This is a genomic window from Exiguobacterium sp. SL-10 (assembly GCF_004337025.1).
GTDB lineage: Bacteria > Bacillota > Bacilli > Exiguobacteriales > Exiguobacteriaceae > Exiguobacterium.
In genome coordinates this window covers 18,138-42,529 of the sequence record NZ_SJUP01000006.1, presented here as the reverse complement: position 1 = coordinate 42,529, position 24,392 = coordinate 18,138, and the positions used below count along the sequence as shown (strand labels likewise).

The window sequence follows — 24,392 nt, the reverse complement described above, 5'->3', positions numbered from 1 at the left end:
TCCTAACTTAAATAATGAACAAGCTAATCAAGAAGACGACCGCGAAGCCGGTCAATCCGATAATCGTTTCCATGATGGTCCACGACTTGAGCGTGTCTTTCACATCCAAACCGAAGTAGCGGTTGACGAGCCAGAAGCCCGAGTCGTTGACGTGAGACAAGACGGTCGCCCCTGAGGCGATTGCGATGACGATAAGGCCAAGCGCGGCACCGGTGATATTCTGGATTTCGAGAAGCGGCGTGATGAGTCCTGCCGCCGTGACCATCGAGACGGTCGCCGAGCCTTGGGCGACACGGACGACGGTCGCGATCAAGAAGGCGAGCACGATGGCTGGAAGCGGTGACCCGGCCATCATTTCCCCGAGTACGTCACCGACACCTGAGTCGATCAACACTTGTTTGAAGACGCCACCGGCACCGGTGACGAGAATGATGATCCCGGCCGGTTCGAGCGCTTTCGTCGCAATTTCTTGGACTTCGTCACGCGTATAGCCACGGCGTGTGCCGAGGAAGATGAACGTGAGCAGTGTGGCGAGCGTCAAGGCGACGAACGGGTGCCCCATGAACGTGAAGAACGTGCGGATGCTGTTGCCTTCCTCTAATAAGACGGCAGACAATGTGTTCGCGAGAATCAACACGAGCGGGATCGAGATGAGCGAGACGATCATCTTGAAGCTCGGTAGTTCTTTCGACGTGTCGATCTCTTCGAACTCCATATAGTCCGGGATGTTCACTTGAATCTTGTTCGCGATATACTTCCCGAAAACTGGTCCGGCCAAAATCGCGGCGGGAATCCCGGCGATGACCCCGAACAAGATGACCCAGCCGAGCTCGGCACCGATCAAGTTGGCGACGGCGATTGGCCCTGGTGTCGGCGGGATGAAACTGTGCGTGACGGCGAGACCCGCGAGGAGCGGAATCCCGTAGTAGAGGAGCGAGCGCCCCGTCTTTTTGGCGAGACCGTAGACGATCGGGACGAGAATGATGAAACCGACGTCGAAGAAGACCGGTACGGCGACGATGAAGCCGGTGATGGCGAGCGCCCATTGCGCTTTGTCTTCCCCGAACTTATTGACGAGCGTCTGGGCGAGGCGTTCCGCGCCACCCGACACCTCTAACATCTTTCCAAACATGGCCCCGAGACCGACGACGACGGCGACGAAGCCGAGCGTTCCGCCCATCCCGTTCTGGATCGAGGCGATGACGTCCCCGAGTGGCATCCCGGCCGCGATCCCGACGAGCAGACTGACGAGGAGTAACGAGACGAACGCGTGAAGCTTCGTCCGCATGACCAAGAATAAGAGCAAGAAAATCCCTGCGACCGCGATTAAAATGAGTGTCGAACCCGACATATGTATTTCCCCCTTTACCTTATGTGTAACCGTTTACAAATATTACCAAAGGAAAAGGCCACCCCTGACCTTTTCCTTGCCGTTATTTTTTCACGACCGCGTGGCCCCCGAACTCGTTGCGGAGCGCCGCGACGACTTTCCCCGAGAACGTGTCGTCCTCGAGCGAGCGATAGCGCATCATGAGCGACATGGCGATGACCGGAGCCGCCGCCTGTAGCTCGAGTGCCGTCTCGACCGTCCATTTTCCTTCCCCTGAGGAATGCATGACACCGCGGATGTCATCGAGTTTCGCGTCTTTCGAGAACGCGTTCTCCGTCAACTCCATGAGCCATGAGCGGACGACCGATCCATGGTTCCAGACGCGGGCGACCTGTTCGTAATCGTAATCGAACGGGCTCTTCTCCAAGATGTCGAACCCTTCGGCGATCGCCTGCATCATGCCGTACTCGATGCCGTTATGAATCATCTTCAAGAAGTGGCCGCTGCCGGCCGGTCCCGTATACAAGTAGCCGTTCTCGACCGAGAGATCTTTGAAGATTGGTTCAATCGTCGGCCAAGCGTCAGCGTCACCGCCGACCATCGTGCAGGCCCCGTTACGGGCACCTTCCGTGCCACCGCTCGTCCCGCAGTCGAAGAAAGCGATCTGCTTCTCGGCGAACTGTTCGGCGCGAGCGACCGACAGTTTGTAGTTCGAGTTCCCGCCGTCGATGACGATGTCACCCGGTTCGAGTTTCTCAAGGAGTTCCGCGAGGACGGCCTCGGTAATGTCCCCGGCTGGTACCATCGCCCAGACGACGCGTGGCGTCTCGAGCTTAGCAACGACGTCTTCAAGTGTCGGCACGATCTCGAACGCGTCCGTTTTGACGTCCCCGACGTCTGTCCCGACGACGGTGTGGCCATGGTCGCTCAAGTTGAGCGCCAAGTTGTATCCCATCTTGCCTAATCCAATCAAACCGATTTGCATATCGTCACCTCAAAATCGAATTTTTTTCCATCTCTCCATCATAATATCAAATTAAATTCGATTTTCAAGTGAAATCGCGGAATTTTATTCTTTTTTTCATAAAAAAAGACTCCCGAAACCTGGGAGTCGAACGATATTTAGGGATGAGACACTGATTTGACTTGATGGAAGAACGATTCGATTTCGTCTGCCGGCAGCGGTCGGTTGTAATAATAGCCTTGCGCCTGGTTACAGGATTCGGCTTTCAAAAAGGCGACTTGATGTTCGGTCTCGACGCCTTCGGCAATCACATTCAAATCCAGTTCATGGGCCATCCGAATGATCGTCTTGACGAGGGCGGCATCTTTCGTGTCGGTCTCGATGTTCTTCGTGAAGTGCTGGTCGATTTTCAGCGTGTCAATCGGGAACAGCTTCAAATAGCTGAGCGACGAGTACCCGGTCCCGAAGTCGTCAATCGACAGGTGGACGCCGAGGGCGACAAGTTCGTGCATCGTCTCGATGGCCCGGTCCGCACTTTGGATGACGCTCTCGGTCAATTCGAGCTCTAAATACTTCGCGTCAAGCCGAGACGCGTCGAGGGCACGGCTGACGACCTCGGGCAAGTCTTTTTGCGCGAACTGGACGGCTGAAATGTTGACGGCGACACGAAACGGTGAGATGCCGGCGTCTTGCCAAGCTTTGTTTTGACGACAAGCCTCGTTCAAGACGAACTCACCGAGACGATGGATCGTGCCGGTCTCTTCTGCGATCGGAATGAATTCACCCGGAGAGATGATGCCGAGTTCCGGATGATTCCAGCGGACGAGCGCCTCGACGCCGATGATTTCTCCCGATTCCAAATGGATCTGTGGTTGGTAATGGACCGAAAACTCGCCACGGCCGATTCCTTTCCGGAGCGCGATCGACAAGTTCGAACGTCGTGACACCGATTCGTTTAATTCGTCTGTGAAGAACTGGTAACCATTTTTTCCATCTGCCTTGGCCCGATACATGGCGATGTCGGCATTTTTGATTAACTCTTCTGCCGTCTCCCCGTCTGATGGGTGCAAGCTGATGCCGATGGACGCGCCCGTGAACAACTCTTCGTGTTCAAGCTCGAACGGCGGGTGTAAGACGTTGACGAGTTCCTGTGCACGATGGGCGCCCAGGTTACTCGTCGTCTCGGGGGACAGGATGATGAACTCGTCACCGCCGAGGCGGGCGAGCGTGTCGTGTTTTCCGAGAATCGATTCGATACGAGTGGTCACTTGTTTTAAAAACTGGTCTCCGACGGAGTGGCCGAACCGGTCATTGATCACTTTGAAGTTGTCCAAATCGATATAAAACAACGCGAACGTGTTTCGGTGTGTCTGACCGAGAAGGGCGTCGAGACGGTCACTGAACAAACGACGGTTCGGGAGACCGGTGAGCGGATCCAAATAGACGAGGTCGTTGATTTGTGCTTCGACTCGCTTGCGTTCACTGATATCTCGGATGATGCTGCTGAAGAACAACCCTTTCTCCGTCTCCCATGTGCCGAGTGACATCTCGAGCGGGAACTCGGTCCCGTCCTTCCGTAACCCGACGAGTTCGACGGTGCGACCGATGACGTTCGCCTCGCGTGTCTCGTGATACCGTTTCATTCCGCGTTCATGTGCTTCTTGAAACCGTTCCGGCATGATGAGGGTGATCGAATGTCCGAGCACATCTGTAGCGAGGTGACCGAACAGTCGCTCCGCACCTTTGTTCCATTGAACGATGCGACGCTCGGCGTCCGCGACGATGATGGCATCGTTCGCCGACTCGATGACGGACTGAAATTTCGTTTCGGATTCTTTTGACTGGGCCTCGAGCAACTTCTCATTTCGAATCGAGATGATGATGAGCCAAAAGAGCGTCATGACGCTGCCGGCGATCCAATAGGCGAGGAGCGTATTGTCCATCGATTGTCCGGTGAACTCAGAAACGTTCGCGACTGGGGTGAACACGGCGGCTGACATGCCGATATAGTGCATCCCCGCCACGGCAAGACCGATCAAGAGCGAGCTGACCAGTTTTCGCCAGTGGAAGCGCGACACGTCCGGAAGTGAGAACAATAAATATAATCCGACGAGCGAGGCGATGAAGGCGACGAGTGCTGATAACACCCACAAGAACGGGTCATACGAGAGCACCGCGTTCATCTGCATCGCTTCCATGCCGACGTAGTGCATCGAGACGATCCCGATGCTGATGAAGAGGGCACTGATGACGAGATTGCGCGGACGGGACGATGGACGGCTGACCATGTAGAATGCAAATCCGGATGCGATGACGGCCGGAACGATTGAGGCGATGACGATGCCAATATGATAAGTGACGGGGGTCTCCATATGAAACGCCAGCATCCCGATGAAATGCATCGCCCAAATGCCGAGCCCGAGACTGAGTGCGCCGGCTAGAACACAACGGATCCGTGAGACACGCGCGGCATATCTCAGACGACTGCTGATCGTAAGGGAGACGTAGGCGGAGAAGACCGCGACGGCGATGGAGAGGAGGACGAGCGGGAGACTGTACGTACTGTGAAGATGGTGTTCGATGGGGACCAACCCTTTCTCTATAAAGTCGGGATAAATAGACGAAATCTGACAGTTTCTCAAAAATGAGCTTTCCTAGCGTAGCATATTTATCTTGACATGAAGGGAATGTTTTCCACGGAGGGTCAATAATTTGGCACATTCTCGAATGAAACGTCCGGTCTTTGATTGCGGAATTTTTTTCGAAACGGTATCGTAAAAAGAAAAAGGGTGAGACACATGGAATCGATGAACGGCCTGGCCCGCATCCGTGGCGCCTACACGACACTGAGCAAGAAAGAGCAACGCATCGCTGACTATATCTTGAAACAGCCCGAACGCATCATCCATCATACGATCAACCAAGTCGCCGACGACCTCGACGTCGCCGAGTCGACCGTGTTCCGCTTCTGTCAGCGCGTCGGCTTCAAAGGTTATCAGGCGCTGAAAATCGCGCTCGCAACCGACGTGGTCGCGCCGCTCCAAGACATCCATGAGGACATCTCGAACGAGGACACACCGCATGAGATCGCCGAGAAAATTTTTACTTCGAACGTGAAGACACTCGAGGCGACCCGGCAAATTTTGGACGCGGCCTCGCTCGATAAATCGGTCGCGCTGCTGTTGTCGGCTCGTCGCATCGAGTTTTTCGGGAGCGGGGGCTCGGCCGTCATCGCGCTCGACGCGTACCATAAGTTCGTCCGGAGCGGTCTGTTCGTCACCGCGAACTTGGAGTCGCACATGCAGCTCATGTCGGCGTCCCAACTGACGAACGCCGACGTCGCCGTCCTCATCTCGCACTCGGGTGCCTCGAAAGATACGCTCGACGTGGCGAAAGTGTTGAACGAGCGCGGCGTCCCGACGATTGCGATCACAAATTATGCGAAGTCACCGCTGTCGAAGCTGTGTGAAGTCGCCCTCTATACGGTGTCGCAAGAGACCGAGTTCCGGTCTGAGGCGCTCGCCTCGCGAATCGCCGAGCTCAGTCTGATCGACGCCTTGTTCACCGTCGTCATGATGCGGCGTGGGGAAGACGGGAGAGAATCACTCCAAAAGATGCGGGAAGCCATCTCGCTACGCCGAATCTGACGAAATAGGATTACATTTTGCAAAAAGGTGGAAATTATAAGTCTGAGCGTAACGCGAGGTTTAGAGAGAGAAGGTGGACCGATGAACCATATTGATTTTAAGTCCTCTGACCACTACAACGAGTTCAAGCGATTGGCACAACGGCTCAAGGACCCCGGTCAGACGGACCGAGAATATTTTGCCGCGCTGTATGTGATATCAGGGAATCCACAAATTCGTGAGCGATTGCTTCCTTATATGAATCTTGAGGCTGGTACAATCCGTACCTCGACCATCATTGATGACAATACGTTCGACAATCGAGAATTTGTTCTCGCCAAGCTCATCATTCACTTGTACAACCATAAAGAATGGGTCCTGCCGACCGAGCTGATTTCTCTTCCTGAAGATGACTATAAGCTTGCGATGCAGGCGATAACACTATGCCGAAATGAGTTGTTTGACGGGGTGTCAATCCCGAATGACTAATCGTACCCTGTCCTGACCATGGACAGGTTTTTTCATGTAAAAAATAAAACTTAGCACGTCGAAAATTAATCTAACGTGCGAAAGAGATGAACAGTAAAAAATCCCACGAGGATGCCGATGAAGAAGGTATCCTCGTGGGATTGTTGTATAAAGATTTCACGTTGTATAATTTTCCATATTTGTAATACAATCAGATAAATACCGTTTAAAATTGATTGTAATTTGATGTCGGATTCGTATGGAAATGAATGAATCCGTTCTTTTTCGCATAGGAGGCACTCGTGGATCGTTGTGTAGACGAAACGGTTAATGTTTTAATCCCGAATGTCTTGTCGAGCTTGCGAAGTTCTTTCATCCGGTCTTTTGACCATTGGTCCTTCGACACGACACGGTAGTTAAACCCCTCCCACATGATGCCATCGACATACGGCGATGTGTGCGTTTGTAGTGTGGCGAAGCCCCAGTTTTGAATCAATGAAAGGGAAGGATGATGCGCTTTGATTGATTTCATGAACGTCCGCATGCCGTTACGTTGTGCTTTTAACGTGGCAGGGTGCGCCGAATGCTCATTGTCAATATTTCCGACGGTGTCCAAAAAAGCACCATCCAAACCTTTCGCCACAATTTGCTTGTTCACTTCACGTCGTAACAGCGAACGGTAGTGGGTCGAGGTCATGTCGACCAAATAAGAATCCCATGTCGCGTAATGGACACGTTTTCCGTTGCGATAAAAGAAGTCAGACTTCTTCATCTGCTTGATGAAATTGACGTTCCAGTTGTCGGCTTCCATCGTGTTGATATACCCATACACCTTTGTCCCATACTTCTGTAACTCTTTGATTTGAGTCGCCGTATAATAAACAGGTTCGATAATGACCATGTCATATTGTTGCATCTTCTTAATCTTAGCCTTGGTCGGCATGTCGTAATAAATTTTATACGACTTGACGTTCGCCAGTGGATTGCTCGATTGGGCAGAAGCTTGTTGAGGCGACCATAAAGTTAGCCCGAGGACGAGCGCACAGCAGAGTGACACCCATTTTCTTGTTGACATCATACGCATAAAAACCCTCCTGATTGTAATCAGAGAGCGGTAAGTGCAGACTGGCGATCGGTATCTAAAAAGATCGACGACCCATGTCTTTGCGCCCTTACTTTTCAGTAAGTTTGCCCGTCTCGATATGTTGTATTGTCGAACAATCAATTCAATGTCCTATCTATAAAATACCATGTAAAGGAATGAGTGACACTATGATTTATACCCAGCATCGCACGTCGATTAAATGGATTGAAATGATTGTGACTATTTTACTTATCGGCATATTGGACTATACGTTTAACTTGTCGGTATCTGAATGGGCGATCGATCCGCTTATTTTTTATATTCTTCTCTTTTCATTGCGATATGGGTTGCTCGGTGCGTTCGTCAGTTTCACGTTGACGAGTCTGTATCATTTTTCATTTTTGTTGATGGAAGGCGCAGATCTGTTGCTGTTTCTCTACGACACGAAAGAGTTGGCTTGGATTCTGCTTCACTTCTTCGTGGCGTTGAGCGCGGGTATCTTCAGTACCTCATATCGCGAGCGTTACCAATCGTTACACATTCGCCAAGAAGAAGTCGTCGATGAGAACGCGCAACTGAAGCAGACGGTTCAAAAGCTTCAAGAATCGCAAAACGAGATGAGGAAACGCGTGCTCGACTCGACGTATACATTGTCAAAAATCTATGAGGTCGGCCTCCATTTAGATCAAGATGTGACCGGCTTAGTGCGTGACCATTTGATCGGGACGTTCACGCGTGTCTTTAAAGCCCGACAAATTGGTCTGTATCACGTGGACACGTCACGCCGGACGCTTCGCCTTCACGTCCGTTCAGGCGACGTCGACCGTCTGCCCCAGACGTTGTTCATCGATTCGGACGCAGGGATGTTTCAGCGAATGTTTCAAACGAAACGACCGACTCTACGTTTGGCGGACGAATTAGAAGGACCGCTTCTCGTCGCGCCGGTCTGTTACGACGGTGATGTGAAAGAAGTACTGATCGTCCACGAGGTGGACATCCTCCGCCTGCGCAGCCATGAAATGAATATGATGAAGCTCGTATTGGACTGGGCGGGGACACGGATTGAGAAAGCGGATGCGCTCGAATGGTTGCTCGTGAGCGATCAACTCGTGGATGGGACACGCATGTTCAGAATGGATGCCTTTGAACAAAAAGTGGCGCAACAAGTGCTTCGCCATGAGCAATACGGACAGCCATATAGTACGGTCAGACTCTCGGTCGAAGGGGTCGACTTGACGTTGATTGAGATGGAGTTGATTTTAAGGCAGTCCATGCGTGAAATCGATGTCATCGGTTATGACGAGGATGAGCAGATGCTTCACTTCCTCCTTCCCGGCACACCGGTCGAATCCGCGGAGCGGTTCAAAGAGCGGATTGAGCATGTGTTCTATGTGAAAGGGGGGAAACGTTTATGACCGGATGGCTGTTAGTTGCGTTGTTTGTGCTTCACGCCATTCTGTTAATCATCGTTTATCGGCTCGTTGTCCTCCCGAGAACGGAAGGCGAGCAACGAGGGATTTGGCTCTCCATTTTTCTTCTCAGTGCCGTCATCCCGATTATCGGCGAGCTGTTCGGCATCGTGGCCTATGGCATCGCACGTCGTTTCGCCTCTTCGAAGACGCTTCTCGACTACGATGAATACATCACCTTTGAAGCGGTCAACCTCGAGCGGTTGCAACAACAAGCGAAAGAAGACCTTGATCTTGTCCCGTTGACAGAAGGCTTACAGATGGATGGGAAGAAACGAAAGCAGTCCATCACACAGCTCATGTCGACACCGTTGGTCAATACGGAAGAATACTTAACCCTTGGTCTTGAGCACGAAGACACCGAAACGGTCCACTATGCGGCAACGGTCAGAAACACGTTGTTCGACCGATACGAGTTGCTGTTAAAACAACGCGTGGCGCAAGTGAACGAGGAACGACCGGAGACAATTTACCCTGTCATCGAGACGGGCATGTCGTTTCTAGACAGTGGTTTGTTGGACCAAGATATGCAACATCGAATTGAGTCGCTCGTCATGACATATTTAGATCAGCTCGGTGAGCAGGATGAGACTGATTTGATGTATTTACGGACGAAAGCCCGTCTGTCCTTTCGGTCTGGTGCGTTTGAGACGGGCGTACGACTTGCAGAGGCGCTCACGCTACATCATCCTCAGGTAGCTGATGGGTACATCATGTTAATCGAGCATCATATGACGAACGGGGATTGGGCCTCGTTACGTCCGACGCTCGATTGGATGCGTCAGCACCTGAGCATACAAGACGTGCCTGAAGATTATCGCTTTGTCATCCAACAGTTAGAAGGTGTTAAACATGAATAAATCGATTACGACCTATACCGTCTCCTTATTTTCGCTGTTGATCGCTCTGATTGTCGTCGTCCAGTTCATCCGACTCGACTATGGGCACCGACTCATCCCGAAAGAATCACATGACCCAAAATCCTTTACGACGCTCGCGGGAGAAGCGAGCGCGTTAGAAGGAGAACCGGTAAACATTTATATCCATGAGAACGAGGACGAGTTGTCCACTTCCATCTTGACGAACGTGAAGTATGCGCTAGACTATGCGAAATTAGCCTATCAGTCGATTGAGGTGGATGACATCGCGTCGATTGAGCCATCGCCGCAACACGTCCTCATCGTCAGTGGGGAGAACACGGAAGCGTGGCCGTATGAGACGATTCGTTCGTTCGTCGAGCGCGGCGGACGGCTCTACGTCGCGGGTCGTTTCATCGACCAGTCGTGGTCCGATCTCGTCGGCGTCCGTGACTTTGGCGATTTTAAGGATGGGATTAACGGGTTGACGTTCGAACGGGAGCTGTTCCCAGGGTATGTTGACTTGCCGCAAGACTCTGAGTTGTTCATCCATAGTATCGCGGACGTCGACTTGAAGGCCGAGGCCGACGTCTTCATTTCGGCAAAGGATGAGCCGATTTTATGGAAAGCCCCGTACGGACAAGGAGAGGTCATGTTTTGGAATACGACCTCGTTGACCGACAAGAACTCACGAGGGCTCATCGTGCAGTCGCTGTCCATGATGTTTCCTGCGTTCGTCATGCCTCAGGCCGGCATTAAAGTCGTGCATCTCGATGACTTCCCGGCACCGGTCCCGAACAATTCACATCCGGTCATCACAGAAGAGTACGATTTGTCGATCAAAGAGTTTTTCTCGGAAGTATGGTGGAAGGACATGAAGCAAATCGGGGAAGACTTCGATGTCATCTACTCCGGCTTTTTGATCGGGAGTTACAAAGCGACGAATGAAGAGACGGCCGAACAGCTCATCGACAAAGTACGGGCGCCGATGCTCGAGTATGGCCGCGGGCTCATTCAGACGAACGGAGAAGTCGGATTGCACGGCTTCAACCACCAACCACTCGTCATGGGTGATGAGGTCATGGACCCCGAACTCGGTTACACGAGATGGGACAGCCAAGCGGCGATGCGCTCCGCGGTCGACCGTGTTGTCGAGACGTTTGAATATTATTTGCCGAATGAGACGATTCGCAGTTATGTCCCACCCTCGAATATTATTGGCGACTCGGGTCTTCAAGTATTGAATGACAAGTTTCCAAACGGTTTGATCGTCGCCGGGCTGTATAGCGGGGACGCTTCAAAAGGGAGCTATATCCAGGAGTTCGGACCTGACCCGAAGTATCCGAATCTCTATGATTTCCCCCGTGTGTCGAGCGGGTATAACGAGACGCCGGATGACTTGTTCGTCGTCGTTGACGCCGTCGCCAACTTTGGACTCGTCTCACATTTCATTCATCCGGATGATGTCTTGGATGAGTATCGCTCGAAAGGAAAAGGATGGGGGACGATGAAGGAGTCGTTCGGTGGTTTGTTCGAAACGCTTCATGGGACGTATCCACACCTGGAGGGATTGACGCAATACGACGCATATCGGAAGTATGAACTGTATCAAGATGCTCAAATCGACGTCGCGTATACGGAAGACGCGATTGAAATCAACGCGCAACAACTGATTGTGCCATCGACCGTGCTCGTTCGACTTGAGTCAGACAAGCATCTTGCCACAGGCTCGTTCGACTTTGGCGACGTGCAAGCGTTCGATGAGAGCGGGACACTATATCAGGTTCAATTGAGAGACACGTCGGTCCGTCTCCCGATTTTGGAGGGTCGCCCATGAAAATAGGAATTGTAGTCGAAGGAAGTTATCCATATGTCAGTGGAGGCGTCTCGAGCTGGGTTCACATGTTGATGCAACAGATGCCGATGCATGAGTTCGAGATTATCTCGATTATGCCGAATCCGAAGTCAGAGGCGGACTACCGGTACACGTTACCGGAGAATGTCACAGGCGTGACGACACTCGCCCTCAATCAACGGTCAAAGCGTAAGCGACGGATGCCCGACTTGACGCCGGAAGAGCGCGAACGGATTAAAACGTGGATGACGTTTGGTCACGTCGAGTCCTCGATTTATCCGCTGCTCGAACAAGCCATCGGGACGCCCGAACAATTTTTCTCGAGTCGTCTGTTTTATCAGCTCGTCACAGAGAACTATCAAGAAGAAGGCCAAGCCGGTTCGTTCATTAATTACTTTTGGATGTGGCGCAGCATGTATGCGCCCGTCCTTGATTTGTTGCAGGCGGAGTTGCCCCGCGTCGACGTCGTTCACGCCGCATCGACGGGTTACGCCGGTTTGATTGCGAGCGCGATGAAAGAACGGCAGGAGATCCCGTTCTTCCTGACAGAGCATGGCATCTATTCACGTGAGCGGGAGGAAGAACTGTTACAGGCGTCGTGGATTCCCGCGGAGTTCCGGACGCACTGGATTCAATTTTTCCATCACTTGTCACGCGAGGCTTATCGCAAGGCCGATGATGTGATCACGTTGTTTGAACGAAACAGTGAGCTACAACGTCAGCTCGGTGCGCCGGCCGAGAAGCTGAGCATCATTCCGAATGGGATTGATGTGACCGGACTATCGGCACTCGGTCACATCGAAGGTGATGACAAGCTCCGAATCGGTGCCATCGTCCGTGTCGTCCCGATCAAGGACATTAAGACGATGATTTATGCCGCGAAGCTGCTTCAGGACATGCTCGTCCCGTTCGAGTTGACGATCATGGGACCACTCGACGAGGACCGCGAATATGCGGCGGAATGTCAGACGCTCATCCGGCAACTCGAGCTCGAACAACATGTCTTCTTGGTCGGGAAAGTCGATATTCGTCAACACTTGCCACGATTTGATGTCTGTCTGTTGACGAGTATCTCAGAGGGACAGCCACTCGCGGTATTGGAAGGAATGGCTGCCGGCGTCCCTTGGATCGTGACAGACGTCGGGGCATGCGCGGAGCTCGTGAACGGCCGTCCGGACGAACCGTTCGGACCGGCCGGGTTCGTCGTCCCTCCGGTCAATCCACGCCGGATTGCCGAGCGGTGCGTTTGGTTTTATCAAAACAAGGATGACGCACGAAAACTCGGGCGAAACGGTCAGCAGCGGGTCGAGACCTATTATCGCACCGACCAGTTCATCGAGGCGTATGTCAATCTATATGAAGAAAGGAGCGCGGCACATGGCGGGTATCGGCTTTAAATTACAACAGTTGTTCCAGGAAGACTATTTCTCCTCCCGCATCAAGGCGTACACGTTTGCCGGATTCGTCACCTCGGGGCCGTGGCTGATTGTCATCGTCACGATTGCGCTCATGCAGTGGCTGACGAGCTATCTCTCGATTGCCACACTCGAGGAGCGGACGACGTTTAATTTAATCGTCTCCTACAGCTTCATCTTTTCGCAAGTCGTACTCGGTGTGCAGCAGCTCGTCGTCACACGTTACTTGGCCGACTGTTTTTATGAGAAGCGCTATGAGGACATTTTTCCGGCCTTTATCGGAATGATGAAGACGACGGTCGCCATCGCCTCCGTCTTGTTCGCCATCTTTTTATCGTTCTCCGAACTCTCGGCTTTGTTGAACGCGGTAGCTTTCGTCTTGTTTATGACCGTCAACTTGATTTGGGTCCACTTCCTCTTTTTGAGTGCGGCCAAGTTCTATCAGGCGGTGGCGTATAGCTTTGTGGCGGGCGGAGCCGTCGCGGTGGTGGCCATCTTCCTGACCGATCAGTGGTTGATGTCGTATGTGACGACGTCCGATATGAAGAGTTTTGCGTTGACCGCGAGTATGACGCTCGGTCTGATCGTCACATTGTTCGGCTTGTTCACATCGATGCTCTTGACGTTCCCGAATCGAAGCACAATGGGACAGTTCTCGTTTTATCGCTACTTCGACCGCTATCCGGCCCTCTTTTGGACGAGCTTTCTGTACAACATCGGGATTTGGGTCGGAACGTGGATCATTTGGTTCTCCGAAGGGGGGAGGGTCCATCTCGACACGTTCCGCTATCATCCGATTTATGATACGGCCATCTTCTTGTCCTACTTGACGATTATCCCGACGATGACGATTTTCGTCGTCTCCGTCGAGACCCGGTTCTATGAACGGTATCGCGTGTTTTATGGCTACGTGAACGAAGGGGGGACGTATCAACAGATTCAACGCGCGAAGGCGGCGATGCTGCTCGTCTTACGGCAAGAGCTTCAGCGTCTCTTCCGAAACCAAGGTCTCGTCTCGCTTCTCTTCATCATGTTTGCCGGAGTGTTATTTCCACTTCTCGGGCTATCACCTGAGATTCGGAACGTCTTTCAAATGACGACCATTGGCGCGTTCTCGAACGCGATGGTGCTTGTCCTCACGCTCGTGTTGCTGTATTTTGAGGATCATCGTGGGGCGGCGTATACTTCTGCTCTGTTCATCACGCTGAATGCCGGACTGACTGTGTTATTATTGCCGCTTGGCCCAGATAGTTATGGACTTAGCTTTGCCATCGGCTGTACGATTGCCTTCGCGTTCTCTCTGATTCGGTTAATCCGTTACGTGTCTGAGATTGACTATCATACGTTCAGTCGCAGCGAACGATCGCCACGGACGGACACGTTCCGCCGCGTCGGGGAATGGCTCAATGACCGTTCGGCATGATCGCTAAAAAAACCAGCCGTCTTCTCGAAAACGAGAGGGCGGCTAATTTTTTATGATGATCACTCTTGTGAGCCCGCGCATGACTGGGTTAAAACTGAGATGCTATGTCTCGCGTGATGCAAATCCGCAATATGGATAAAGCGTGTCATGGATGAGCCTCCTTGAACTCGAGTATCCTAATTTTCCCATGAAGCAATAGACATGTCGATGAGATTAATCTTTCCGCGTGACGGGAACATCTAACTGTCTATATGAAGGAGGGATTCGATGAGAGCGTTATTCTTGAACTGTTCATTGAAAGGCGGGGACACGACCTCGCATACGGAAGGATTGATGAAGGACATCATCCCACACTTTGATCAGCTCGGGGTCGACTCGGAGATTGTCCGTGTCGTCGACTACAACGTCGCGTTCGGCGTGACCGAGGACGAAGGGGACGGGGATGCGTGGCCGCAGATTTTTGAGAAGGTGAAGGCGGCCGACATCCTCATCATCGGGACACCGCTTTGGCTAGGCGAGAAGAGCAGCGTGGCGACGCAAGTCATCGAGCGGCTTTATGGGGGAAGCGCCTTGACGAACGACAAAGGCCAGGCCATCTATTACAACAAAGTCGGCGGTGTCGTCGTGACGGGGAATGAGGACGGGGCGAAGCATGCTTGTGCCTCGATCTTGTATGGCCTGTCGCACATCGGTTTCACCGTTCCGCCGAACGTCGACGCGTATTGGGTCGGTGAGGCCGGACCGGGCGACTCGTATATCGATGCCGGCCGCGATAACGCCTTCACGAAAAAGAACGGACGCGTCATGGCGTATAACTTGTACCATTTCGCGAACATGTTGAAGCAGACGCCGATCCCGGCTGAAGGCAACGTGATGGAGTGAAGTCGACGCACCAATCACATCAAAAAAAGTGACGGGAGAAACCGTCACTTTTTTTGATGTTTATTCGTCGAAGAACGGGCTAACGTCGCCTGGATATGAAAGTTCTCCGTACAGCTTGATTCGTGCTTCCATCCAATTTTTCTGTTGAATCATGTACTCGATGATGTGCTCGACAAAGTGCTCGTTGATTAAGCAAGGCTCGAACTCGAGGACACTTTCCTGACAAAGCGGTCCGACCGCCAATAAGCCAGGCGGAAACCAGGCTGTTTTCAAACGGATTCCTTGATCTAGGACTTGAACGACAAAATGAGCCTCGTCTACTTCTTGCTGGTACATCATTTTAAACGAGATGGCTTCACCATCCGGGAACGTACGCGTTAATTTGAGTATGGTCATCGGTCCATAGAGCATCGTATCTCCTTCGAATTGGAAGCGAGGATCTTGTTCACTGATGCGGAGCGCTTGATCGGCGATTCGATTGAACGTGTAATCGACATCTCGCCAATCGTTCGTCTGCTTGCGAAAAATAGTCTCTCTTGTGGCTTTGTGCAGGTTTTTCGAGACGCTTACCGGATACTCACGAAGTTTCAACATGTTTTCCACTCCTTGTTTATCACAAGATATTGTGCTCCTTTCATCATAAGCTAACCTTACGGGATAGAATTTTACAGATTCTAGTATATTTAAGAAGCTAATCGATGCGCGTTCCATTCGTAGTCACGTTTTATGTAAAACGTAAAAAAGAGAGAATTGTCACGCTAGCAAATATTATGCAAAAAACAGAAAGATATCAGTCGAATAGTTGACTGATCTCTTAATGCACAATAAAAGACGCTCCTAAGCGTCTTTAAAAGGTTCTCAAAAATTCGGGAAAATTGTTAGTGGGATTTGATCATTTCTTCTCCACCGCATGCCCACCGAATTCATTCCGTAGGGCAGCGACGACTTTTCCGGAGAACGTGTCCTCTTCGAGTGATCGTTGCCGCATCATGAGCGACATCGCGATGACCGGAGCCGGCACGCCGTATTCGAGCGCCGTCTCGACCGTCCATTTGCCTTCACCCGATGCATGCATGACGCCTTTGATCTCATCTAGCTTCGCGTCCTTGTGGAACGCGCTCTCGGTCAATTCCATCAGCCACGAGCGGACGACCGATCCGTGGTTCCAGACACGGGCGACTTGCTCGTGGTCGTACTCGAACGGGCTCTTCTCGAGAATCTCGAACCCTTCGGCGATGGCCTGCATCATGCCGTATTCGATGCCGTTATGGATCATCTTCAAGAAATGGCCACTACCACTCGGTCCGGCGTACAAATAGCCGTTATCCGTCGATACGTCATGGAACAACTCCTCGATTTTGCCGAACGCCTCCAAATCCCCACCGATCATCGTGCAGGCGCCGTGACGCGCCCCTTCCATGCCGCCACTCGTCCCGACGTCAAAGAAGTAGATGAGCTTGTCCTTAAAATGCTCGGCCCGCCGTATCGACTCCTTGTAATTCGAGTTGCCTCCGTCGATGACGATATCTCCCGGTGACAAAAGCGCATGCAAGTCGTTCAAGACGTGCTCGGTCACGTCGCCCGCCGGCACCATCACCCAGACGACACGCGGTACTTTGAGGCCTTCGACGACTTCATCGAGCGACTGTTTCGTCTCAAATTGGCTCGTCGACACGTTGCCTGGGTCGTAGCCGAGGACACGGTGTCCACCATCCGTCAGATTGAGCGCCAAGTTCAACCCCATCTTTCCAAGTCCGATCATTCCTAATTCCATATCGGTTCACCCCGTTCGTTATATTGGTTTCCTTATAAGGGTTACCCGATATGGCGAGACTTCAAAAGAACGGTTTCACTTCATCGATGCGATAGGCGAGGATCGATCCGACTTTCACTTGCTTGCCGTCACTTAACTCCACATAGTCATTGAGCGGGCTCGCCTCGTTCAACGTCTTCTCGAACGTGAACGCAGCTTCATGGATGGATTCCCCATACACCGTAAACGCACAAGGTTCTTGTTTCTCTAAAAAACATGTGACGACGTAACGCATTTGCTGACCCTCCAACCAGTTAATGGATTTATATGTGTATTTTCATCATAGATAAGTAAATTATTACAAAAAATCATCCATTTGTCTCATCAGGGTGTTTGAATATAAGGAAACATGCCTATGAAACAGCGGATTCGACAAAAAATTGACATAATTTTGGATGCATGTTGATTTAGAAATAGGTCTTTATACGTACCAGTCGGTCATGGTCATGGTTGAATCTGTCGAATGTGAAGAAGTCACAAAAAATAATACCGAGAAAACACTCAATAATTCGTCAGAAAAGACCGATAAGTAACAACGAATGTACGTGTACCAATTTGTTGCATCAATTTCCCTTTTTTTATAAAAATAACGGTATAAAAGACAGTTACATGCTAAAATAAAAAATGGTATTTTTCATAAAAATGGTTTACGAAAGGTGTTAAGTCATGGAAGAGCAGAAGAAGCGAGTAAAAAAACGTCGGAAAAAGAGTTCCCCAGCGAAACGGATTGCAAAAATTGTGGGACTCGTCGTAGGATTGTTCCTGCTCATCGGAGCCGGTGCAGCTGCCTATCTATATAATCAAGTCGATTCGACCGTCGAGCGGTTGAACGAGTCGACGGGCCTCAGCCCGGAGCGCATGCAGCCGGAGACGATCAATGACAAAAAACCGATTTCGGTCCTTCTACTCGGTGTCGACCGTCGTGCCGACGAGCAAGGTCGCAGCGACTCGATTATCGTCATGACGCTCAACCCGAACACGGATCAAAGCGCGATGCTCAGCATCCCACGTGATACGAAGACGGAAATTATCGGCAAAGGGACGTCGGATAAAATCAACCACGCTTACGCGTTTGGTGGGGCCGAGATGGCACTCGACACGGTCGAGAACTTGCTCGATATCCCGATCGACTACGTGGCCGAGGTGGATATGAAAGGCTTCCAAGACACGGTCGACTTGCTCGGTGGCGTCAACGTGACGAACAATTTGGCGTTCACGTCAGGGGAGCACACGTTCGAACCGGGCGCGCTCTCACTAAATGGCTCGGAGGCGCTCGCTTACACGCGTATGCGTTATGATGACCCGAACGGGGACTTTGGTCGCCAAGAGCGCCAACGTGACGTCATCACGGCGCTCGTCAACAAAGGCAAAGACGAGATTTCAATCTCGAAGTTCAACAACATGCTCGACGTGCTCGGCAACAACGCCAAGACAAACATGACGTTCAAAGATATCCGGACGCTTTCAAGCAACTATATGGCCGCTTTCAAAAACCAGGACGTCCTTCGTCTTGAAGGGTCAGGCGGGAAAGCGAGCGACGGCATCTATTACTGGAACCCGGACGCGACGTCACTCGAAGACGTGAAGTCGTATCTCGGACAATTGATGGAACAGTGACGATTCGCCTCATCCAACAAGGATGGGGCGATTTGTTTTATGGCATAATGAGAAGAAAAGGAGTGACGCGTGTGCTCGATCGCCTGTTCCGTCTCGTCATCGACGTCCGCCATCGGTTCAAGGACCATCATATTAACGACTACAGCGCGACGCTCGCGTTCTTTTGGTTTCTCGCCATCTTCCCAACGTTCGTTCTTTTGTTCACTGTCATGGCGTGGCTTGGGATTGACGACGCCTTGTTGATCGAACAGATCGAGATTCTCATCCCGGGTTCGAGCGTGCGCGATATGCTGTCGATCGTCTATGACGTCAGTGGCAACATTAACGCAGGCGTCGTCTCAGTCGGGGCCATCATCGCCGTCTGGTCAGCGTCGAACGGGACGGCCCGCCTCGTCAAGCTGACCGTGTTCGCCTACGGCGAGACAGAGGCCCGGAGCTATGTCGTCCGCCGCCTGATCGGTTTGCTCACGCTCATCGCCTTCAGTATCGGCGCCGTCATCTTGATCGTGTTCCATATCTTCGGTCGTGAGTTCGTCGAGCTCATGTACACATGGTTCCCACATCTTGAAGACTTCGACCGGCTGGCGACGCTCACCCGGTATACGGTATCGACCGTCATCCTGATTTTCGCCTTCTCGCTCTTCTATAAAATCGCCCCGCAACAACGCGTCACATTCGTCGAGACGCTTCCGGGCGCCGTCTTTGCCGTCATTTCATGGCAGATGCTGTCGACGGGCTACAGTGTCTACGTCGACCAGTTTTCGATGTTCGGCGAGACGTACGGGACAATCGGTGTCGTCATCTTGCTTCAGATTTGGCTCTACTTGACGGCGGCGACGATGCTGCTTGGTGCCGAAATCAATGCGGCCTGGCCTGACCATATGCGACGCAGCCGTTATAAGACCCACTTTCCGTAAAAATCCAAAATAAATAGTTAGCATTTTTTGACAACGTGCTATAATACAACACGTGAAGCGGGAATTATATCCATATCTAACGATGTTGAAAGCAGGTGGACATATGGCGAGACATAAGAAAAAGTCACAATGGAAAAAGGTGTTGGCGATCACGCTCGGCGTATTAACGGTTTTCCTCGTCGCCGGGGGACTGTTCGTCTGGTCGATGTACCGTGACGTCAACGAGACGGTGACGAAAGTGAATGAGAATTTGGAGATCAGTGAAGAACGGAAACAAGTCGAGACGATCGAACAGAAAGAATCGGTGTCGGTGTTACTCCTCGGGATTGACCGCCGCGACGGGGAGCAGGGCCGCAGTGACTCGATCATCGTCATGACACTCAACCCGACGACGGACGAAGGGGCGATGCTCAGCATCCCACGCGATACGAAGACGGAAATCGTCGGGAAAGGCATGAACGATAAAATCAACCACGCCTACGCCTTCGGTGGGGCAGAGATGGCGATGGATTCGGTGGAAGCGCTCTTGGATATCCCGATCGATTACGTCGTCGAGGCGGACATGGAGGCGTTCACCGAGGTCGTCGATGCGCTCGGCGGCATCACGGTGACGAACGACTTCGCGTTCTCGTCGGACGGCTACACCTATCCGGTCGGACAAGTCGATTTGAATGGGGCTTCGGCCTTGTCATATGCCCGCATGCGTTACGAAGATCCGAACGGAGACTTCGGTCGTCAAGAACGGCAACGCGCCGTCGTCGCGGCCATCGTCGAGAAGGGACGTTCCGACTTTTCGGTCGACAAAGTGACAAAATTACTCGACGTCGCCGGCAACCGTGCCAAGACGAACATCGAGTTCAACGAGCTCGTGGCGTTGTCGACGGACTATATGAAGGCGTTCCGCAACGCCAGCACGCTCCGTATCGAAGGGGCGGGCGGTCTCGAGTCGGACGGCATCTATTACTGGAATCCGGATGCATCCTCGCTTGCCGACGTCCAAGCCGAGTTGCAACGCTTGATGAACTGAGTCGTTCCTTACGGGACGGCTTTTTTTTGCGTTTGAAAATCTTGGTTCGGTGGGACTGATAAAGAGACACTGAGGAGGGATGATATGCTTTGGGAAACTGTTGAACCGATCATCAATCAATTAGAGGACGACCATACGATAGAAGAATGGCAGGAACTATTTATGAAGTGGGACAATCATCATTGGCATGATGGGGAGGAGTTGAGTGAGAAGACGGGCGTGCTTATGATCGATTCGAACGCCGTCACGACGGACGGGAGCCCTGACTTAGACGCACTACATGACTTGTTGAAGCAACACGTCCAAGCGTCGATCAGCGATCTCTATCTCGTCTCGTTGTTCCCGTACTCGGCGAAACCGACCGATACGGCCGTCAATCCGCGCATCCGATTATATGAGGACCTCGGACGCTTCAAACATGAGTTCGAGCTCATGTATGACACAGATCCTGATGTGTATAACGAAATGCAGTTCAACCTGCTCGAGGAGACGGACGCCTTCATCGAACGGCTCGCCCAAGGCGCGACGAAATTGCGCGTCCACGTCCAGTCGTTCCGCGGTATGCCGGAGGAGAGCATCCAACGCGTCATCGAACTGTGGCACGTGGTACTGCATCACTATAAACTACATGGGCAGCAGATTGTCGCGTACGAAGGCGATGTGTCGGAGCTCGGGTCATACATGAGTGTCGCCGACGCCATCTGTCACTTCGACCTCGCGTCGCATACGATGCTCGCCTTCGCGCAAGGCAATGCCAACAAGTTGTCTGACTGGGCGAACCGGATCGAAGCACCAGGAGACGGGAAGACGTACTTCAATTTCTTGTCGATGGCAGAACGAGACCCGTTCGAGAAGAACTTGATTGAGCCGAGCGTCGAGATGATTCTCGCTGCCCACAGCATCTTGTTCTCGTTACAAGGTATTCCGGCCGTCGATTACCGAACATTGCTCGGTGTCCAAACACCGGTCGACCACGACGCACTCATCCAAGAGTTGAAGACGGACACGTATCGGCTGCAAGTGTTCTCCGGAATCGTCAGCCAGTTGAACGTGAAGCGGACACATCCGGCGTTCTCGCCGTATGCGACGCAGCGAATCGACACGTCGTCCGATCAGCGTGTGTTCACGGTCGAGCGGAAAGGCGAAGGGGAGACACTCCTGTTGCATACGAACGTCAGCAATGAACCGGTCACCTTAAAAGTGAACGGAACGAACCTATTCACAGGTGAGCCGATCGAGACGATTGAACTCGATGCGTATGGGGTGGCTTGGATCAAACAATGAAAAAAACGAGTTCTCATCGACAAAGATGAGGACTCGTTTTGGTGTTAGCGATACCCGTTCGGATTGTTCGATTGCCAGTTCCAAGCGTCGCGGCACATGGCGCGGACATCATGTTTCGCTTCCCAACCGAGCACACGTTTTGACTTCGCCGGGTCGGCGAAGCAGATGGCGATGTCACCGGGGCGGCGTGGTGTCACTTTGTAGGGGACATCTTTTCCACTTTCCGCCTTGAAGGCCTGGACGAGGTCGAGGACGCTATAGCCGGTCCCGGTCCCGAGGTTGAACGCCTCGGCACCCGTATGGTCCATGACGTAGTCGAGCGCCTTCAAGTGACCCTCGGCCAAGTCGACGACGTGGATGTAGTCGCGGACGCCGGTCCCGTCTGGTGTATCGTAATCGTCACCGAACACGCTCAGTTCGCTCAAGCGGCCGACGGCGACTTGCGTGATGTATGGCATCAAGTTGTTCGGGATGTCGAACGGATCTTCGCCGATTTGGCCAGATTCGTGGGCGCCGATCGGATTGAAGTAACGGAGGAGGGCGATGCTCCAAGACGAGTCGGCGACGGCGAGGTCGCGCATGATGTCTTCAATCATCAGTTTCGTGCGGCCATATGGGTTTGTCGCGCTGAGCGGGAACGACTCGTCGATTGGTGTCCGTTCCGGCATGCCATATACGGTCGCCGACGAGCTGAAGACGATCCGTTTCACATCGAACGCGTTCATTACTTCTAAGAGAACGGTCGTGCCGACGACGTTGTTCTCGTAATAACGGAGCGGTTCAGATACAGACTCGCCGACGGCTTTCAGTCCGGCGAAATGGATGACGGCGTCAATCGTATGCGTCAAAAAGATTTGTTCGAGCAGTTCGCGGTCGAGGATGTCGCCGAGATAGAATGTGACCGATTTCCCGGTCAACGCTTCGACGCGCTCGAGCGCGTCGCGGCGGCTGTTCGACAAGTTGTCAAGGACGATGACGTCGTGGCCGGTTTCAAGTAACTGTAAGACGGTATGGGTACCGATATAACCGGCACCCCCTGTGACAAGGATTGGGTTCATGGGGATTGCTCCTTCCGTGAAACGCTCTTATTTTTCAGTTAGTCGTACCCGTGTCTGCCCGTTCGTGCCTTCGAATAAGCGAAGTGAGTACGTCTCACTCTCATATACCACCGCATCGTCCGTCTCAAGCACAGCTTCGCCGAGCGGGCTGAAAGCTTCACGCGTCGTTTGCGTGTTCGTCCAGTCGATGGCGTGTACTTTATCGTCTTGAATCACGAAGAACCCACCGTTATAGAACGCGTAAGCGTTCAACGCATCGGTCTCACGGCCGAACGGCGCGCCGATCGTCTCTGTAAGTGCTGCTTCGTTCATGGCGAAGAAATCAGGAATCGACTCACCGAGCCACTCGTTGTTCAAATTCGTGTTCACCCAGTCGAGTAAGGCACTATCCGTCAAATCACGCGTCGGCCAGTCGGTCGTGACGGCGTCGAGCGGGGCCCATGCTGTCGTCCCGTCCAAATTCACTTCGACGTGCTCATCTTGTTCCTTCACAACTTCGTACCGGTCGCCGATATCTCCTATGTAGGTGACCGTCGCGCCGTTCGGTTCCGAGACGAGGTTGACGTTTTTTGAGGCGAGCCACACATAGTTCGTCTCCGGCTCTTGGACGACCGGTTCAGGATCCGGCTTCGGCTTCTCCTCGACGACTTGGGCCTCTTGTTTTGGTTCTAACAAGTCCATGACATAGGGATACCCGATATAGCCGCCTCCGATGAATAAGGCAAGGATGAACAGAACACCGATCCATTTCCCGGACTTCCGCCGTGGTCGTGCCGGTTCAATCGTCCGATGGTATTTTGCCCGTTCTGCCCGTGATGGGACCGGGGCTTCCGGCATATACCGTGGTTTTGTGGCGGGTGGTTTCTCTTCTGGTGTTGGCGTTTTCACTACGGTCGGTTCAGGAGCGGGAATCACGGTTTGATCCATAAGCGGTGCCTCATTGACCGATGTCTTGTCAACAGGTGCTGACTTCGGCACTGTCGACTCTTTACGAAATACGTCTTCGTGCATCTCGAGTAAAGACACATAGTATGGAAGGAACGTGGCATCTTTCTTCCCATCTTTAATCCATGCCGCAAAGTCGGCCGCCGATTTGATCTCGGTCGAAAACGTTGGATCCGTTGTCCCTGTCAATTCTTCGAAAGACACGGCCAACGACTTCCCGTCCCCTAAATTCTGTTTAATCGCATCTTGCAATTTGATACGTGTCGTCGCATTCATGTCTGCGTACAACTGGAGTAGGCGCTCACTAACGTGCACTATAGTCTCCTCCTTTTGTTAAGTTCTTCCTAACAAAGTTTAT

The 24,392-nt window shown here is 52.3% G+C and carries 21 protein-coding genes and 1 riboswitch; of the genes, 12 read left to right on the top strand and 9 right to left on the bottom strand.

Annotation, left to right across the window (positions count from 1 at the left end; all coding sequences use genetic code 11):
* Window positions 1-7: 7 nt before the first annotated feature.
* From EVJ33_RS08435 to EVJ33_RS08425, 3 genes are all read right to left on the bottom strand, one after another.
* Window positions 8-1,351, bottom strand: coding sequence for a GntT/GntP/DsdX family permease (locus tag EVJ33_RS08435; RefSeq protein ID WP_131436239.1), 1,344 nt, complete (start codon window positions 1,349-1,351; stop codon window positions 8-10).
* Between the two features lie 82 nt (window positions 1,352-1,433).
* Window positions 1,434-2,315, bottom strand: a complete 882-nt coding sequence (gene gnd, locus EVJ33_RS08430; RefSeq protein WP_131436237.1) for a phosphogluconate dehydrogenase (NAD(+)-dependent, decarboxylating) — start codon at window positions 2,313-2,315, stop codon at window positions 1,434-1,436.
* A gap of 137 nt (window positions 2,316-2,452) precedes the next feature.
* A complete protein-coding gene (locus EVJ33_RS08425; protein ID WP_269088562.1) occupies window positions 2,453-4,885 on the bottom strand; it encodes a bifunctional diguanylate cyclase/phosphodiesterase in 2,433 nt (810 codons plus the stop codon).
* Between the two features lie 207 nt (window positions 4,886-5,092).
* Here EVJ33_RS08425 and EVJ33_RS08420 point away from each other — a divergent pair, with 207 nt between their 5' ends.
* Window positions 5,093-5,941: a MurR/RpiR family transcriptional regulator gene (locus EVJ33_RS08420; RefSeq protein WP_131436235.1), complete on the top strand. Its 849-nt coding sequence runs from the start codon at window positions 5,093-5,095 to the stop codon at window positions 5,939-5,941.
* 81 nt (window positions 5,942-6,022) lie between these two features.
* Window positions 6,023-6,409 carry a hypothetical protein gene (locus EVJ33_RS08415; RefSeq protein ID WP_131436233.1) on the top strand — a complete coding sequence of 129 codons (387 nt, stop codon included), beginning with the start codon at window positions 6,023-6,025 and terminating at the stop codon, window positions 6,407-6,409.
* 205 nt (window positions 6,410-6,614) lie between these two features.
* Here EVJ33_RS08415 and EVJ33_RS08410 read toward each other — a convergent pair whose 3' ends face one another.
* Window positions 6,615-7,472, bottom strand: a complete 858-nt coding sequence (locus EVJ33_RS08410) for a glycoside hydrolase family 191 protein (RefSeq protein WP_131436231.1) — start codon at window positions 7,470-7,472, stop codon at window positions 6,615-6,617.
* A 32-nt stretch (window positions 7,473-7,504) separates the two neighbouring features.
* Window positions 7,505-7,591, bottom strand: a riboswitch (cyclic di-GMP riboswitch).
* Between the two features lie 69 nt (window positions 7,592-7,660).
* On the opposite strand from EVJ33_RS08410, the gene EVJ33_RS08405 reads away from it, so the two are divergent.
* From EVJ33_RS08405 to EVJ33_RS08380, 6 genes are all read left to right on the top strand, one after another.
* Window positions 7,661-8,887 (top strand): nucleotidyl cyclase domain-containing protein, encoded by a 1,227-nt coding sequence (locus tag EVJ33_RS08405; protein WP_131436229.1) that lies wholly within the window; start codon window positions 7,661-7,663, stop codon window positions 8,885-8,887.
* Entirely contained in the window at window positions 8,884-9,801 is a 918-nt protein-coding gene (locus EVJ33_RS08400) for a hypothetical protein (RefSeq protein WP_131436227.1), read from the top strand. Before EVJ33_RS08405 ends, EVJ33_RS08400 begins: the two co-directional genes overlap by 4 nt.
* Window positions 9,794-11,635 carry a DUF2194 domain-containing protein gene (locus tag EVJ33_RS08395; RefSeq protein ID WP_131436226.1) on the top strand — a complete coding sequence of 614 codons (1,842 nt, stop codon included), beginning with the start codon at window positions 9,794-9,796 and terminating at the stop codon, window positions 11,633-11,635. Before EVJ33_RS08400 ends, EVJ33_RS08395 begins: the two co-directional genes overlap by 8 nt.
* Window positions 11,632-13,050 (top strand): GT4 family glycosyltransferase PelF, encoded by a 1,419-nt coding sequence (gene pelF, locus EVJ33_RS08390; protein WP_131436225.1) that lies wholly within the window; start codon window positions 11,632-11,634, stop codon window positions 13,048-13,050. Before EVJ33_RS08395 ends, pelF begins: the two co-directional genes overlap by 4 nt.
* Complete coding sequence (gene pelG / locus EVJ33_RS08385; RefSeq protein ID WP_131436223.1) at window positions 13,031-14,491, top strand: exopolysaccharide Pel transporter PelG; 1,461 nt, start codon at window positions 13,031-13,033, stop codon at window positions 14,489-14,491. Before pelF ends, pelG begins: the two co-directional genes overlap by 20 nt.
* 267 nt (window positions 14,492-14,758) lie before the next feature.
* Window positions 14,759-15,373, top strand: coding sequence for a flavodoxin family protein (locus EVJ33_RS08380; protein ID WP_131436221.1), 615 nt, complete (start codon window positions 14,759-14,761; stop codon window positions 15,371-15,373).
* A 60-nt stretch (window positions 15,374-15,433) separates the two neighbouring features.
* Here the strand turns inward: EVJ33_RS08380 and EVJ33_RS08375 are convergent, their stop codons facing one another.
* The 3 genes from EVJ33_RS08375 to EVJ33_RS08365 form a co-directional block, all read right to left on the bottom strand.
* The gene (locus EVJ33_RS08375; protein WP_131436219.1) at window positions 15,434-15,967 is read right to left on the bottom strand and encodes a hypothetical protein; all 534 of its coding nucleotides are present in this window, start codon (window positions 15,965-15,967) and stop codon (window positions 15,434-15,436) included.
* A gap of 298 nt (window positions 15,968-16,265) precedes the next feature.
* Window positions 16,266-17,147, bottom strand: a complete 882-nt coding sequence (gene gnd, locus EVJ33_RS08370) for a phosphogluconate dehydrogenase (NAD(+)-dependent, decarboxylating) (protein ID WP_131436217.1) — start codon at window positions 17,145-17,147, stop codon at window positions 16,266-16,268.
* Between the two features lie 61 nt (window positions 17,148-17,208).
* A complete protein-coding gene (locus EVJ33_RS08365; RefSeq protein WP_131436215.1) occupies window positions 17,209-17,421 on the bottom strand; it encodes a hypothetical protein in 213 nt (70 codons plus the stop codon).
* A gap of 431 nt (window positions 17,422-17,852) precedes the next feature.
* Here EVJ33_RS08365 and EVJ33_RS08360 point away from each other — a divergent pair, with 431 nt between their 5' ends.
* The 4 genes from EVJ33_RS08360 (at window position 17,853) to EVJ33_RS08345 (ending at window position 22,031) form a co-directional block, all read left to right on the top strand.
* Window positions 17,853-18,803 carry an LCP family glycopolymer transferase gene (locus EVJ33_RS08360; protein ID WP_131436213.1) on the top strand — a complete coding sequence of 317 codons (951 nt, stop codon included), beginning with the start codon at window positions 17,853-17,855 and terminating at the stop codon, window positions 18,801-18,803.
* Between the two features lie 71 nt (window positions 18,804-18,874).
* Window positions 18,875-19,720 carry a YihY/virulence factor BrkB family protein gene (locus EVJ33_RS08355; RefSeq protein ID WP_131436211.1) on the top strand — a complete coding sequence of 282 codons (846 nt, stop codon included), beginning with the start codon at window positions 18,875-18,877 and terminating at the stop codon, window positions 19,718-19,720.
* Between the two features lie 103 nt (window positions 19,721-19,823).
* Window positions 19,824-20,747, top strand: coding sequence for an LCP family glycopolymer transferase (locus EVJ33_RS08350; protein WP_131436209.1), 924 nt, complete (start codon window positions 19,824-19,826; stop codon window positions 20,745-20,747).
* Window positions 20,748-20,831: 84 nt separating this feature from the next.
* The gene (locus EVJ33_RS08345) at window positions 20,832-22,031 is read left to right on the top strand and encodes an alpha-amylase family glycosyl hydrolase (RefSeq protein WP_131436207.1); all 1,200 of its coding nucleotides are present in this window, start codon (window positions 20,832-20,834) and stop codon (window positions 22,029-22,031) included.
* Window positions 22,032-22,075: 44 nt separating this feature from the next.
* Here the strand turns inward: EVJ33_RS08345 and galE are convergent, their stop codons facing one another.
* On the bottom strand, window positions 22,076-23,089 hold the full coding sequence (galE, locus tag EVJ33_RS08340; protein ID WP_131436206.1) for a UDP-glucose 4-epimerase GalE: 1,014 nt from the start codon (window positions 23,087-23,089) through the stop codon (window positions 22,076-22,078).
* A gap of 27 nt (window positions 23,090-23,116) precedes the next feature.
* A complete protein-coding gene (locus EVJ33_RS08335; RefSeq protein ID WP_131436205.1) occupies window positions 23,117-24,349 on the bottom strand; it encodes a hypothetical protein in 1,233 nt (410 codons plus the stop codon).
* Between the last annotated feature and the right edge of the window lie 43 nt (window positions 24,350-24,392).

Coding starts and splice junctions, on each gene's coding strand:
- EVJ33_RS08435 (WP_131436239.1), bottom strand. CDS start 1,351: ATGTCGGGTTCGACACTCATTTTAATCGCGGTCGCAGGGATTTTCTTG.
- gnd (WP_131436237.1), bottom strand. CDS start 2,315: ATGCAAATCGGTTTGATTGGATTAGGCAAGATGGGATACAACTTGGCG.
- EVJ33_RS08420 (WP_131436235.1), top strand. CDS start 5,093: ATGGAATCGATGAACGGCCTGGCCCGCATCCGTGGCGCCTACACGACA.
- EVJ33_RS08415 (WP_131436233.1), top strand. CDS start 6,023: ATGAACCATATTGATTTTAAGTCCTCTGACCACTACAACGAGTTCAAG.
- EVJ33_RS08410 (WP_131436231.1), bottom strand. CDS start 7,472: ATGCGTATGATGTCAACAAGAAAATGGGTGTCACTCTGCTGTGCGCTC.
- EVJ33_RS08405 (WP_131436229.1), top strand. CDS start 7,661: ATGATTTATACCCAGCATCGCACGTCGATTAAATGGATTGAAATGATT.
- EVJ33_RS08400 (WP_131436227.1), top strand. CDS start 8,884: ATGACCGGATGGCTGTTAGTTGCGTTGTTTGTGCTTCACGCCATTCTG.
- EVJ33_RS08395 (WP_131436226.1), top strand. CDS start 9,794: ATGAATAAATCGATTACGACCTATACCGTCTCCTTATTTTCGCTGTTG.
- pelF (WP_131436225.1), top strand. CDS start 11,632: ATGAAAATAGGAATTGTAGTCGAAGGAAGTTATCCATATGTCAGTGGA.
- pelG (WP_131436223.1), top strand. CDS start 13,031: ATGGCGGGTATCGGCTTTAAATTACAACAGTTGTTCCAGGAAGACTAT.
- EVJ33_RS08380 (WP_131436221.1), top strand. CDS start 14,759: ATGAGAGCGTTATTCTTGAACTGTTCATTGAAAGGCGGGGACACGACC.
- EVJ33_RS08375 (WP_131436219.1), bottom strand. CDS start 15,967: ATGTTGAAACTTCGTGAGTATCCGGTAAGCGTCTCGAAAAACCTGCAC.
- gnd (WP_131436217.1), bottom strand. CDS start 17,147: ATGGAATTAGGAATGATCGGACTTGGAAAGATGGGGTTGAACTTGGCG.
- EVJ33_RS08365 (WP_131436215.1), bottom strand. CDS start 17,421: ATGCGTTACGTCGTCACATGTTTTTTAGAGAAACAAGAACCTTGTGCG.
- EVJ33_RS08360 (WP_131436213.1), top strand. CDS start 17,853: ATGGAAGAGCAGAAGAAGCGAGTAAAAAAACGTCGGAAAAAGAGTTCC.
- EVJ33_RS08350 (WP_131436209.1), top strand. CDS start 19,824: ATGGCGAGACATAAGAAAAAGTCACAATGGAAAAAGGTGTTGGCGATC.
- EVJ33_RS08345 (WP_131436207.1), top strand. CDS start 20,832: ATGCTTTGGGAAACTGTTGAACCGATCATCAATCAATTAGAGGACGAC.
- galE (WP_131436206.1), bottom strand. CDS start 23,089: ATGAACCCAATCCTTGTCACAGGGGGTGCCGGTTATATCGGTACCCAT.